The sequence below is a fragment of the Streptomyces sp. NPDC060209 genome, assembly GCF_042728155.1.
GTDB lineage: Bacteria > Actinomycetota > Actinomycetes > Streptomycetales > Streptomycetaceae > Streptomyces.
The window spans coordinates 19,404-31,377 of record NZ_JBHWZS010000079.1 but is presented as its reverse complement, the minus strand read 5'-3'; the positions used below and the strand labels follow the sequence as shown (position 1 = coordinate 31,377).

11 protein-coding genes and 1 riboswitch are annotated in these 11,974 nt (G+C 71.2%); of the genes, 2 read left to right on the top strand and 9 right to left on the bottom strand.

Annotated features, from left to right (window positions below; genetic code table 11):
- Positions 1-180 precede the first annotated feature (180 nt).
- The gene (locus ACFWFI_RS17515; protein WP_387390639.1) at positions 181-957 is read left to right on the top strand and encodes an SDR family NAD(P)-dependent oxidoreductase; all 777 of its coding nucleotides are present in this window, start codon (positions 181-183) and stop codon (positions 955-957) included.
- A gap of 266 nt (positions 958-1,223) precedes the next feature.
- Here the strand turns inward: ACFWFI_RS17515 and ACFWFI_RS17510 are convergent, their stop codons facing one another.
- From ACFWFI_RS17510 to ACFWFI_RS17480, 7 genes are all read right to left on the bottom strand, one after another.
- Positions 1,224-2,189, bottom strand: a complete 966-nt coding sequence (locus tag ACFWFI_RS17510; RefSeq protein ID WP_387390637.1) for an MASE1 domain-containing protein — start codon at positions 2,187-2,189, stop codon at positions 1,224-1,226.
- 87 nt (positions 2,190-2,276) lie between these two features.
- Positions 2,277-3,104, bottom strand: a complete 828-nt coding sequence (locus ACFWFI_RS17505) for a PP2C family protein-serine/threonine phosphatase (protein WP_387390635.1) — start codon at positions 3,102-3,104, stop codon at positions 2,277-2,279.
- Between the two features lie 146 nt (positions 3,105-3,250).
- Entirely contained in the window at positions 3,251-3,844 is a 594-nt protein-coding gene (locus ACFWFI_RS17500; protein ID WP_387390633.1) for a TIGR03086 family metal-binding protein, read from the bottom strand.
- A gap of 205 nt (positions 3,845-4,049) precedes the next feature.
- On the bottom strand, positions 4,050-4,460 hold the full coding sequence (locus ACFWFI_RS17495; RefSeq protein ID WP_387390631.1) for a VOC family protein: 411 nt from the start codon (positions 4,458-4,460) through the stop codon (positions 4,050-4,052).
- A gap of 5 nt (positions 4,461-4,465) precedes the next feature.
- Positions 4,466-4,915: a helix-turn-helix transcriptional regulator gene (locus ACFWFI_RS17490; RefSeq protein ID WP_387390629.1), complete on the bottom strand. Its 450-nt coding sequence runs from the start codon at positions 4,913-4,915 to the stop codon at positions 4,466-4,468.
- An 83-nt stretch (positions 4,916-4,998) separates the two neighbouring features.
- The gene (locus ACFWFI_RS17485; protein WP_387390627.1) at positions 4,999-5,613 is read right to left on the bottom strand and encodes a glyoxalase; all 615 of its coding nucleotides are present in this window, start codon (positions 5,611-5,613) and stop codon (positions 4,999-5,001) included.
- Positions 5,614-5,725: 112 nt separating this feature from the next.
- A complete protein-coding gene (locus tag ACFWFI_RS17480; RefSeq protein ID WP_387390626.1) occupies positions 5,726-6,646 on the bottom strand; it encodes an SDR family oxidoreductase in 921 nt (306 codons plus the stop codon).
- Positions 6,647-6,731: 85 nt separating this feature from the next.
- Here ACFWFI_RS17480 and ACFWFI_RS17475 point away from each other — a divergent pair, with 85 nt between their 5' ends.
- Positions 6,732-7,304, top strand: a complete 573-nt coding sequence (locus tag ACFWFI_RS17475) for a TetR/AcrR family transcriptional regulator (protein ID WP_387390624.1) — start codon at positions 6,732-6,734, stop codon at positions 7,302-7,304.
- Positions 7,305-7,361: 57 nt separating this feature from the next.
- Here the strand turns inward: ACFWFI_RS17475 and ACFWFI_RS17470 are convergent, their stop codons facing one another.
- Both ACFWFI_RS17470 and cobN read right to left on the bottom strand, forming a co-directional pair.
- Positions 7,362-8,111 carry an IclR family transcriptional regulator gene (locus ACFWFI_RS17470; RefSeq protein WP_387390622.1) on the bottom strand — a complete coding sequence of 250 codons (750 nt, stop codon included), beginning with the start codon at positions 8,109-8,111 and terminating at the stop codon, positions 7,362-7,364.
- Between the two features lie 84 nt (positions 8,112-8,195).
- On the bottom strand, positions 8,196-11,795 hold the full coding sequence (gene cobN, locus ACFWFI_RS17465) for a cobaltochelatase subunit CobN (RefSeq protein WP_387390619.1): 3,600 nt from the start codon (positions 11,793-11,795) through the stop codon (positions 8,196-8,198).
- Positions 11,796-11,887: 92 nt separating this feature from the next.
- Positions 11,888-11,962: riboswitch (cobalamin riboswitch) on the bottom strand.
- Between the last annotated feature and the right edge of the window lie 12 nt (positions 11,963-11,974).

The window sequence follows — 11,974 nt, the reverse complement described above, 5'->3', positions numbered from 1 at the left end:
GGTGGCCCCCAGTTTCCGGTCGCAGTGGGCACACGGTGCACGTCTCCGCCTCTGACTGCGCGGCAAGGGCGGCGCGCTGATGGCAGAGGCGGTTCGTTCCGAAGGTCGCAGCAGTGCCTTCTTCCCCCCACAGGGCCGTCGCGTCGATAGCCTTGCGCAACTTGATGAGGGGGAGGGTGCATGGCCGGGTTGAGCAGGCTCGACGGCAAGCGGGCTCTGGTGATCGGTGGTGGCGGGGCAGGGATAGGCCGGAGCATCGTCCGTGCCTGTGCGGCCGCCGGGGCGGCAGTGGTGGTGGTCGACGTGGATGCCGCACGGGCGGCCGAGGCGGCAGACGAGTTGCGGGCGGCCGGACACGTCGCCCATGCGCTGAGCGGTGACGTCCGCTCCCTCGCGCAGCTCGAAGCGGTGATCTCCGGCGCGGCCGAGCGGCTCGGCGGGCTGGACATCCTGGTCACGGTGGTCGGTGGGCAAGTAGCGTTCGTACCCGCGGTCAAGCTGCATGAGATGGCCGACGAGGACTGGGACACCGTCTACGAAGTGAACCTGCGCTACGTGGCTCGCGCGGTGCGGCACGTGCTGCGGCTGTTCCTGAAACAGGCCACCGGCGGGAACATCGTCAGCGTCGGCTCGGTCACCGGATTCATGGCCGCGCCGAAGCAGGCCGGTTACGGCGCCGCCAAGGCCGGCCTGTACAGCCTGGCGCGGACCGTTGCGGCCGAGTACGCGGCCGACGGCATCCGGATGAACGTCGTCGCAGGTGGGGCGATCAGCACCGCCGTCAACGCCGGCCCCTCCGACGAATGGGTCCCTGAGATCCCAGCAGGCCGCTACGGCACGTCGGAGGAGATGGCTGCTGCGGCCGTCTACCTGGCATCGGACGAGGCGCGCTACATCACCGGTCAGCAGATCGTGCTGGACGGCGGCGTCTCGGTCCGCGGCCCATTTCCCGGCTAGCCGGACAGGAGCACGACTCAGGCCTTGGGTCTCCCCCTGATCACCGGCGTTCCTGACTGCCTCTCAGAGGTTGTGTCTCTGGTTTCGTTCACCGACGTCCGGTGTCGTTCGGCGGCCCTCCCGACCCAACCCGCCACAGGTCAGGACGCTCCCGAACCTCCCCGAGCCCCCGGACGAACACGAGGAAAGCGTGTGGGGCGCAACCCCTCACGCGTCCTCCGCCATTCGGTGCGGTGCGGATCGTGAGGGGTGCCCGGGCTGCGGTCTCACGCATCGGGGGGAGCACGGCGGGCTCCCGTGTCCTGGTGCGTCACCGCGTCGGAGAGCTGCCCGCACAGGCGCTGGATCTCTTCGTGGGTGCGGTTCCGTTCGGAGACGACCGCTGTGAGGAGGAGCGCGGTGAGAGAGACGGTGCCGTTGAACGCCTGGAGGGTGACCATGTTCGTGAGGAGGTCGTGATCGGCGAAGGGGCCGGTCATCCGGCCGGAGGCGAGGATTGCGAGCGTGGAGATGGCCAGGGCGCACGGTGCGGCACCCGCACGTTCGAAGCGGAACGAGGCCCACATCAGGAAAGGGAAGACGAGGAAGAGCAGTGACGAGCTGCCGGCGATGGTCGCCAGGAAGGTCACGGTCAGGGTGCACGCCGCCAGTGCTGCCGCCTCGGCCCAGGTCAGAAGGCCGACGGCGTGTGGCCACCGGGCCCGTCGGGCCACGAGCAGGAAGGGGGTGACGACCAGCACGCCCATGGCGTCGCCCGTCCACCACACCGACCATGTCGGCCAGAAGCCGCCGGCAGGCAGTGCCCCCGACAGGGCGAGCGTGCTGCTGCCGATGGTCGCGCTGATCAGCATGGGACCCAGGGCGCCGAGGAAGACCAGGGCCAGTGCGTCCTGCAAGCGGTCGAGGTCGTCACGGAAACCGGCTCGGCTCAGCAGAAGGTAGGAGAAGACCGGGGCGACGGTGTTGCCGACGACGATCGCCAGTACGGACAGGGCCGTGGGGCCGATGGAGATGTTGACCGCGAGGGCGCCGACGGCGATGCCGGGCCAGACCCGCGCTCCGAACAGGAGCAGGGCGGCGACCGCGATACCGGTCGGAGGCCACAGTGGCGTGACCTGCCCGCGGACCAGTTGCTGGAGCAGCCCCAGGCGGGCGGTCGCGTAGTAGAGCGCGGCGACCGCCAGAATCGTCAGGGCAGTGGCTCTGTGCCGCCTGAGTTGTGAGCTGTCCACCACATCAGCATCAGACACCACACAGAGTGGTCCGGGCCGGACGGACGCGCCGACACCACGGCACTGCCGACGGGCGGTACGCCTTTGCTACCGGGTGTCCGGCGGACCGTCGTGGCGGACGACGAGAACGGCGGCGTCGTCGTTGTGTCCGGTGCGGTCCGCGACCCGGATCACCCGCGACGCCAGGACGTCGGGGCCGACACCACGTCCGGCGCCCACCAGCCTGGCCACCTCCGCCAGGCCCTCCTCGATCGGGTACGCCGGCCCTTCCACCACGCCGTCGGTCACCAGGACGAGGTAACCGGGCTGTGTCAGGCGTCGATGGACCACCGGGTAGCTCTGGCCGGGCAGGATCCCGAGAGGAACCCCGCCGTCGTCCACGGACACACCCGAATCGCCCGTGTCGGTGCCCCACACCATCGGGACGTGGCCGGCCCGGGCGATGCCCAGATCACCGCTCCCCGGTACGAAACTCAGCAGGCAACAGGTGGTGAAGAGGTCGCAGCCGAGCGAGATCAGCAAGTCATTGGCGCAGGTCAACACCTCCCCTGGATCACCCGTGACACTGGCGAGGGCCCGCAGACTGGCACGGGCTTCTCCCATGAAGGCAGCGGCCTCCACTCCGTGGCCCTGCACATCGCCGATGGCCATCCCCGCCACCCCGTCTCTCATCGGGAAGGCGTCGTAGAAGTCACCGCCGACAGCCAGACCGTCTTGCGAAGGCGCGTACCGGGCTGCCAGTCGGATGCCCGGAAAATCGGGCAGGTCCGAAGGGAGCATGTGCCGCTGCAGCGCCATGCCCAGCTCCGCCCGGGCCTGCTGGAGCCTGATGTTCTCCAGTGCCTGATCGACAAGACGCCCAAGGGCAACGAGGAGTTCCTGGGTGCTGTCCGGCGCTTTGCGGTGTCGGTACATGGCATTTCCGAATAATCCGATTCGCCCCTGGTCAAACCCTAGCCCGGTCGCCGCCATCCGGCGCGGACGGCCGGGACCGGGGCATCGACGCCGACCGGACCGGTGACCGCCCCTGGCAGCGCATCCGTACTGTCACGCGCTCCGGGTCACGTGGTGGGGCGCCATTCCGCGTCGCGGCCGAGGTAGTTGAGCAGTGCGACAGCGTCGCCGGCGCCCGGTGCCGCATCGATGGCGGGGGCGTAGGCGAAACCGCGCAGCGGCTCGACCAGTTCCTGGGCCACCGGCGCCAGTCGGCGGGCCAGTTCATCGGTGAGCGGGGAGGGGCGGCCCGTCGCGACGGCGATGTCCCAGGCGTGGATCGCCGCGTCCAGTGCTGCTGCGCCGGCCGCCGTGGCCGCGGTGACCTCGAAGGGCGGCAGCGGGACCGGCACCGTCTCCCTGGACGGGTCGAGCGTGGCGAACGCGTCCGTCGAGGCCTTCAAAGCGGTGTCGAGGAGCTCGGCCGGGTCGCCGTTCCAGGTGGGAGAGGGAGCGAACGGGTCCTGGTCAGGGCCAGGACGGCCGGTCAGGGCCGAGGCGTAGGCGAGCTGGTCGCCGGCCGAGTGCTGGACGACCTGGATGACGTTCCACTCCGCGGCCGGAGTGGGCAGCTGCCGGCCGTCAGCGGGAATTGCGGCGACCTCTGTGCGCAGGAGGTCGTGCGACGTCACCAGTAGCGACCACGTATGGATGCCTGTCATGCGCGGATCGTAACGACCGATCACCGGAATATCCGCTTCGATTCGTCACGGTCCACGAAGCCTCCGGATACGCCGGCCGGCCGCTGAAGGCACGGCGCGGGAGCCCGGGGCTCCGGGCTCCCGCCCGGCTGAGGACGTCGGCCGCCCCGCGAACCGGGTACTCCGGCGACCGACGCCTTCGGTCACAGCCGCGGGTGCGGTGGGCTCAGCGCACTTCCTGGACGCGGATCAGGTTGCCGGCGGGGTCGCGGAAGGCGCAGTCGCGAACGCCGTACGGCTGTTCGGTCGGTTCCTGTACGACCTCGGCGTCGCCGGCCTGGAGCTTCTCGAAGGTGCCGTCGAGGTCCTTGGTCGCCAGGAGGATCCAGCCGTAGGTGCCCTTTGCCATCATCTCGACGACGGTGCGGCGCTCGTCCTCGGTGATGCCCGGGTCGACCGCCGGCGGTGCCAGCAGGATGGAGGTGCCGGGCTGGTCGGCGGGGCCGACCGTGATCCAGCGCATCGTGCCGGATCCGACGTCCTTGCGGACCTCGAAACCGAGGGTGTCGCGATAGAAGGCCAGTGCGGCGTCCGGGTCGTCGTGCGGGAGGACGCTCGTGTGAATGGTGATGTCCATGGTCGTCACGCTAGCGGCGGATCGACGGCGCGGGCTTCTCGATTCCTGACCGGTCTGGTCACCTGTTTCGCCACGCACGCCGGCAGTCCCGCCGTTCCGCTCGCCGCCTGGCGCCGGTAGGCGCTGGGCGGCATGCCGACCAGCTCCGTGAAGCGAGTGCTGAAGGTGCCCAGCGAAGAGCAGCCGACCTCGAAACAGACGTCGGTGACGCTGAGATCTCCACGCCGCAGCAGCGCCATCGCCCGCTCGATCCGCCGCGTCATCAGATAGCCGTACGGCGACTCGCCGTAAGCGAGCCGGAACTGGCGGCTGAGGTGTCCGGCCGACATGTTGACGCCCCTGGCGAGCGCCTCCACGTCCAGCGGCTGCGCGTACTCCCGGTCCATCCGGTCGCGGACGCGGCGCAGCCGCGCCAGGTCGCGCAGATGCTGGGCCTCGGCGGGTCTGCTCGTCACGTGGGCGATCGTGCCACGCAGCCCCGGCGATGCCCAGCGCGTTCAGCTCGACAGGGGTACGCGCCGGGACGGTCGGGCGCCCCTCAGTGCGATGCCTTCTCCCACTCGAAGCCGTCCGGGTCGGTGAAGGGGCCGCTGTCGCTGTCGAGCGCGATCCGGTGCGATCCGGTGCCGTCGGGCGGGACCCCGGCGTCCTTCGCCAGGGCGCGGCGGCCGTAGAGCGCAAGGGTGACGGGACTCGACGGCGTGTCGAACTCGACGTACTTCCGGCCGAAGCTCTTCCCTACTTTGAGGCCGTGGTCGACGTAGAACCGCTTGCTCGCGAGCACGTCCTCGGCGCCCAGGAGGAGCACGAGGCGGTCGATCTGCCGGGTCGCCGGGCCCTTGTCCTTCTTCGCCGAGGTGGCGATCTTCCAGAGCGCACCGTCGGGAGCCCGTACGACGCCGCCGTAGCCCCAGAGTGATTTCGTGGCCGGCTTCACCGTGGAGGCACCGGCTTCGAGCGCGGAGTCGATGAGGCCGTCGACCGTGGACGGCTGGGAGACCGTGAGCGACAGCGTGAAGCCGCGGAAGCCGGTCGTCGGCTGCTCCGAGGCCCGCACGCGGAGCTCGGGGCCCAGACCGAAGGCGGTGGCGTAGAAGTGTTCGGCGGCGGTGGGGTCGGCCACCTCGAGGGTGACGGATGCGATGGAAGCCATGTGACGAAGCTATGGCGGCTCCGCGCTGCGCGCTTCTCGATTCCTGACCGGTCCGGCCGTCCGGCGGCACGCCTGGACCCCGGCCCTCGGGGCGGGGCCCCAGTCGTTGCCGTCAGGCGGCGGAGGAGACGTCGAAGTAGTGGCCCTTCTCGAGGTCCTCGAGAAGACCGGGGCGGGTCGGCTGCCAGCCCAGCAGTTCGCCGGTGAGGGTGTGCGACGCCGGGGCGTCGAGACCGATGACGCCGCCCAGCCAGGAAAAGTGCTCCGCCGCGTCCGCCGGGGCCACGGAGGTCACCGGCACGTCGAGGTGGCGGCCGATCACCTCGGCGATGTCGCGGATCGCGACGCCCTCATCCGCGACGCCGTGCAGCACCGATCCGGCAGGGGCCTTCTCGAAGGCCAGCCGGAACAGCCTGGCGGCGTCGAGGCGGTGGACCGCCGGCCAGCGGTTGGCGCCGTCGCCGATGTAGCCGGAGGCCCCATGGGCGCGGGCCATGGCGACCAGGCCCGCCATGAAGCCGTTGTCTCCCTCGCCGTGGCAGGTGGGGGAGAGCCGCACCACGGAGGAGCGGACGCCGTGCGAGGCGAGTCCGAGTACCGCCTGGGAGGTGGCCGCCCGTACCGAGAACGGTGAGCCGTCGATCGTCGGCACATCCCGCTCGGTGGCCACATGCCCGGTGGCGAGGCCGACGACGCCCGAGGCGATGACCAGGGGGCGGCCGGTGCCCGCCAGCACCTCGCCGAAGGCGTCGACCGCACTGCGGTCGGCCTCGGCGGCGCCCCGGAAGTCGCCCGTGAAGGCGATGTCGTGCTTGAAGGCCAGGTGGATCACCCCGTCCGACACTGCGGCCGCCTCCCGCAGGGCGTCGAGATCGTCGACGGTGCCGCGGACCACCTCGGCCCCGGCGGCGGTGAGTGCGGCGGCGGAGGTCTCGGATCGGGCGAGCCCGGCGACCTGGTGGCCCGCGCCGATGAGCTCGGGCACGACGGCGGAACCGATCCAGCCGGACGCACCGGTCACGAAGATACGCATGGGAAACTCCGGAACTATCGATGTCAGTGACTGACATTGACCGTAGCATCTGATGTCAGTCCCTGCCATCGCGTAGGATCTGCGCATGGGCAGATGGGAGCCGAACGCGCGCGGGCGCCTGGCGGAGGCGGCGTTGGAGCTCTACAGCGAGCGCGGATTCGAGCAGACCACCGTGGCGGAGATCGCCAAGCGGGCCGGGCTCACGGAGCGGACCTACTTCCGGCACTACGCGGACAAGCGCGAGGTCCTCTTCGGGGGCTCCGAGCTGCAGGACCTGCTGGTCGGGGCGACCGCCGGTGCTCCGGCGTCCATGGCGCCGATCGACGTCGTGGCGGTGGGCCTCGACGCGGCCTCCGAGATGTTCGAGGACCGGCGCGCGTACGCGCGGAAGCGGCAGGCCGTGATCGTGGCGAACGCGGAGCTCCAGGAGCGCGAGCTGATCAAGCTCGCCTCGTTGTCAGCCGCGCTCGCCGGCACCCTGCGCCGGCGCGGCGTGCCGGAGCCGGCCGCGAGCCTGACCGCCGAAGCGGGCATCGCCGTCTTCAAGGTCGGCTTCGAGCGCTGGATCGCGGTGTCCGAGGAACGCGGGATGTCGCTGGTGATGCGGGAACTGCTGGACGAGCTCAAGGCCGTCACCGCGGGCGGACACGGCTCGTAGGAGCTCACGCGGACGGGTACGGCTTCGCAGGATCGTGACCCCCGGGGCCGATTCTCGTCAGCTGCCGAAGGAGAGTCCCCTGGTCACGCGGCCGGCCGACGACAGCAGGCTTTCGCGGACCTGACTGGTCCGGTACATCCTGTCCGCGCGGAACGAGACGCCGAGCGAGCCGAGCGTGGTGCCGTTGTACACGGGCACCGCGATGCACACCGTGCCGAGGTCGTACTCCTCCCGGTCCATGACCACCGGTGCCGGAAGCGACGATTCGAGTTGCTGGATCAGCTCCTCCCTGTGCGTGATCGTGCGGGGAGTGAGATCGGCGAGCGTGTGCCGCGAGAGATAGTCGGAGCGCCCGTCGTCGTCCAGCTCACGCAGGACGCACTTGCCGAGTGCCGTGGCGTGCCCGGCGTCCTTGAATCCCACCCAGAGGTCGACCTTCGGCGTCAGCGGGCTGTCGACGATCTCGGCGATCCTGATCTCCCCCTCCTCGTAGAAGGTGAGGTAGGCGGCTGCCGACAGGTCGTCCCGCAGCGAGGCGAGAGCGGGGCGGACCCGGCTGATCAGGTCCTCGGCGGAGTGGCCGCTGTTCAGCTTGTCGCCCAGGACGAAGCCGCCGTCCTCGAGCCTGCGGAGATAGCCGTCCTGAGTGAGGGACCGCAGCAGTTGCAGGGCCGCGTCGAAACGCAGCCCCGTCTGCCGCGCCAGCTGCTCCGCGGGCGCGCCGCCCTCGTGCGCCGCCACGGCTTCCATCAAGCGGAACGCATGCTGGACGGACGGGATGGGCGCATGGCCCGCTCGGTCACCCATCCCACCAGCTTGGACCCGCTGCCTGGAGGCAGCAAGGCAGGACCTCGGCGCACCGGCCGGGGAGGGCCCCGGCCGGTGTTCCGCTCAGTCCTCGCCCTCCAGGTCGCCCTCGGTCTCCAGGAACACCTGGCGCAGCGCTTCGAGCACCGCGGGGTCGGGCTTCGCCCACATGCCCCGGGACTCCGCCTCCAGAAGGCGCTCCGCGATGCCGTGGAGGGCCCAGGGATTGGCCTGCTGGAGGAACTCGCGGTTCGTGGGGTCAAGGACGTACGTCTCGGTGAGCTTGTCGTACATCCAGTCCGCGACCACGCCCGTCGTCGCGTCGTACCCGAAGAGGTAGTCGACCGTCGCGGCCAGCTCGAAGGCGCCCTTGTAGCCGTGGCGGCGCATCGCCTCGATCCACTTCGGGTTGACCACCCGGGCGCGGAAGACCCGGGAGGTCTCCTCGACCAGCGTGCGCGTACGGACCGTCTCGGGGCGGGTCGAGTCCCCGATGTACGCCTCGGGGGCGGTGCCCTTCAGCGCGCGCACGGTCGCGACCATGCCGCCGTGGTACTGGAAGTAGTCGTCCGAGTCCGCGATGTCGTGCTCACGGGTGTCGGTGTTCTTCGCCGCCACCGCGATCCTCTTGTACGCGGTCTCCATCTCGTCCCGGGCCGGGCGTCCGTCCAGCTCACGGCCGTAGGCGTAGCCGCCCCACACCGTGTAGACCTCGGCGAGGTCGGCGTCCGTGCGCCAGTCGCGGGAGTCGATGAGCTGGAGCAGACCGGCACCGTAGGTCCCCGGCCGGGAGCCGAAGATCCGGGTGGTGGCGCGCCGCTCGTCGCCGTGTTCGGCCAGGTCGGCCTGGGCGTGGGCACGTACGAAGTTCTGCTCGGCCGGCTCGTCCAGGGAGGCCGCCAGGCGCACGGCGTCGTCGAGGAGGCCGATGGTGTGCGGGAAGGCGTCCCGGAAGAACCCGGAGATGCGCAGCGTGACGTCGATACGGGGGCGTCCCAGCTCCTCGTACGGGATCGCCTCCAGGCCTGTGACCCGTCGCGAGGCGTCGTCCCAGACGGGGCGGACGCCGAGCAGCGCGAACGCCTCGGCGATGTCGTCGCCCGCGGTGCGCATCGCGCTGGTGCCCCACAGGGACAGACCGACGGAGGTGGGCCAGTCGCCGTTGTCCGCGCGGTAGCGCTCCAGGAGCGAGTCGGCGAGGGCCTGGCCGGTCTCCCAGGCGAGGCGGGAGGGGACCGCCTTCGGGTCGACGGAGTAGAAGTTGCGGCCGGTCGGCAGGACGTTGACCAGACCGCGGAGCGGGGATCCGGACGGACCGGCGGGGACGAAGCCGCCGTTCAGCGCGTGGACCGCGTGGTCGAGCTCGTCGGTCGTCGCGGCGAGGCGGGGCACGACCTCGCGGGCGGCGAAGTCGAGGATGTCGGCGACGGCCTGCGGGTGCCCCGCGGCCACACGGGCGACGGCCGCCGGGTCCCAGTCCGCGTCGTCCATGGCCTGCACGAGGGCGCGGGCCCGTTCCTCGGTCTCGTCGGCCGCGGTGCGGGTGGCCGCCGACTCGTCGAGGCCGAGCGCCTCACGCAGGCCGGGCAGCGAGGCCGTGCCGCCCCAGATCTGGCGGGCGCGCAGGACGGCGAGGACCAGGTTGACGCGGTCCTTGCCGGCCGGGGCGGCACCCAGGACGTGCAGGCCGTCGCGGATCTGGACGTCCTTGATCTCACAGAGCCAGCCGTCGAGATGCATGATGAATTCGTCGAAGCCCTCGTCCTCGGGCCGGTCCTCGAGGCCCAGGTCGTGGTCGAGCTTCGCGGCCTGGATGAGGGTCCAGATCTGGGCGCGGACGGCCGGCAGCTTGGCCGGGTCCATCGCCGCGATCTGGGCGTGCTCGTCCAGGAGTTGTTCGAGGCGGGCGATGTCGCCGTAACTGTCGGCGCGCGCCATCGGCGGCACGAGGTGGTCCACGAGGGTGGCGTGCACCCGGCGCTTGGCCTGGGTGCCCTCGCCGGGGTCGTTGACCAGGAACGGGTAGACCAGCGGCAGATCGCCCAGCGCGGCGTCGGGGCCGCAGGCGGCCGAGAGACCGGCGTTCTTGCCGGGCAGCCACTCCAGATTGCCGTGCTTGCCGAGGTGGATCATCGCGTCGGCGCCGAAACCGTTGTCGTCGGCGGACGCGGCGATCCAGCGGTACGCGGCCAAGTAATGGTGCGAGGGCGGGAGATCGGGGTCGTGGTAGATCGCGATCGGGTTCTCGCCGAAGCCGCGCGGCGGCTGGATGAGGATCAGCAGATTGCCTCGGCGCAGGGCGGCGAGCACGATGTCGCCCTCGGGGTTGCGGGACCGGTCGAGGAACATCTCGCCGGGGGCCGGGCCCCAGTGCTGCTCGACGGCCTCACGGAGTTCGGCGGGCAGTGTGGCGAACCAGCGGCGGTAGTCGGCGGCGGGGATCCGGACCGGGTTGCGGGCCAGCTGCTCCTCGGTGAGCCACTCCTGGTCGTGGCCGCCCGCTTCGATGAGCGCGTAGATCAGCTCGTCGCCGTCCCCGGAGACCAGGCCCGGAATCTCTTCCTCCGGGCCGAAGTCGTAGCCCTCCTCGCGGAGCCTGCGCAGCAGCGCGACGGCGCTGGCGGGAGTGTCGAGACCGACCGCGTTGCCGATGCGGGAGTGCTTGGTCGGGTAGGCGGACAGGACGAGCGCGATCCGCTTCTCGGCGGCCGGGATGTGGCGGAGCCGGGCGTGCCGTACGGCGATTCCGGCGACCCGGGCGGCGCGCTCGGTGTCGGCGACGTACGCGGGCAGACCGTCCTCGTCGATCTCCTTGAAGGAGAACGGGACCGTGATCAGACGCCCGTCGAACTCCGGCACCGCGATCTGGGTGGCCGCGTCCAGCGGGGAGACGCCCTCGTCGTTCTCCTCCCAGGCGGCGCGCGGGCTGGTGAGGCAGAGTGCCTGGAGGACCGGGACGTCGAGGCCGGTGAGGGCACCCGCGTCCCAGGACTCGTCGTCGCCGCCGGCCGACGCGGTCGCGGGCTTGGTGCCCCCCGCGGCGAGGACCGTCGTGACGATGGCGTCCGCGGCGCGGAGTTCGTCGATGAGCTCCGGTTCGGGCGTACGGAGAGAGGCGACGTACAGGGGGAGGGGGCGGGCGCCCGCGTCCTCCACGGCCGTGCAGAGCGCCTCGATGAACGCGGTGTTCCCGCTCATGTGGTGGGCGCGGTAGTAGAGCACCGCGACGGTCGGGCCGGTGACGTCCCGGGCGGTCCGCTCCAGCGGGCCCCACGCGGGGGCCGGGGCGGGCGGCTCGAAGCCGTGGCCGGTGAGCAGCACGGTGTCGGAGAGGAAGCGGGCCAGCTGTTCCAGGTTGGCGGGGCCTCCGTGCGCGAGGTAGGCGTGCGCCTCGGCGGCGATGCCGATGGGGACGGTGGACGCGGCCATCAGCTGGGCGTCGGGGGCCTGTTCACCGGTGAGGACGACGACCGGGCGGCCGGTGGCCAGCACCTGGTCCAGCCCTTCCTGCCAGGCGCGGACACCGCCGAGGAGGCGTACGACGACGAGGTCGGTGCCGTCCAGGAGCTGGGGCAGGTCCTCGCCGGAGAGCCGGGACGGGTTCGCGTAGCGGAAGCCGACCGGGCCGCCGGAGGCACGGGCGCTGAGCAGGTCGGTGTCGGACGTCGACAGGAGCAGGATCATGCGGCGTCAGTCCTTTCCCGGGGTGTCCACGCCCCGGGCAGTGTCGGATTGGGGTCTCCCCTGCTCAGCCGGAGCCGAGAGCTTGGGGACAGGAGTTCCTGACTCGCACGGCCGGTGGGCCGGGCTCACAGTGGCGGGACCGCGCCGGAATCTCACCGGGCTTCCTCCCATGTCGCCGT

What these genes read in the sequence shown, in the direction of transcription:
- ACFWFI_RS17515 (WP_387390639.1), top strand. Translation starts at nt 181, where the DNA reads ATGGCCGGGTTGAGCAGGCTCGACGGCAAGCGGGCTCTGGTGATCGGT.
- ACFWFI_RS17505 (WP_387390635.1), bottom strand. Translation starts at nt 3,104, where the DNA reads ATGTACCGACACCGCAAAGCGCCGGACAGCACCCAGGAACTCCTCGTT.
- ACFWFI_RS17500 (WP_387390633.1), bottom strand. Translation starts at nt 3,844, where the DNA reads ATGACAGGCATCCATACGTGGTCGCTACTGGTGACGTCGCACGACCTC.
- ACFWFI_RS17495 (WP_387390631.1), bottom strand. Translation starts at nt 4,460, where the DNA reads ATGGACATCACCATTCACACGAGCGTCCTCCCGCACGACGACCCGGAC.
- ACFWFI_RS17485 (WP_387390627.1), bottom strand. Translation starts at nt 5,613, where the DNA reads ATGGCTTCCATCGCATCCGTCACCCTCGAGGTGGCCGACCCCACCGCC.
- ACFWFI_RS17480 (WP_387390626.1), bottom strand. Translation starts at nt 6,646, where the DNA reads ATGCGTATCTTCGTGACCGGTGCGTCCGGCTGGATCGGTTCCGCCGTC.
- ACFWFI_RS17475 (WP_387390624.1), top strand. Translation starts at nt 6,732, where the DNA reads ATGGGCAGATGGGAGCCGAACGCGCGCGGGCGCCTGGCGGAGGCGGCG.
- ACFWFI_RS17470 (WP_387390622.1), bottom strand. Translation starts at nt 8,111, where the DNA reads ATGGGTGACCGAGCGGGCCATGCGCCCATCCCGTCCGTCCAGCATGCG.
- cobN (WP_387390619.1), bottom strand. Translation starts at nt 11,795, where the DNA reads ATGATCCTGCTCCTGTCGACGTCCGACACCGACCTGCTCAGCGCCCGT.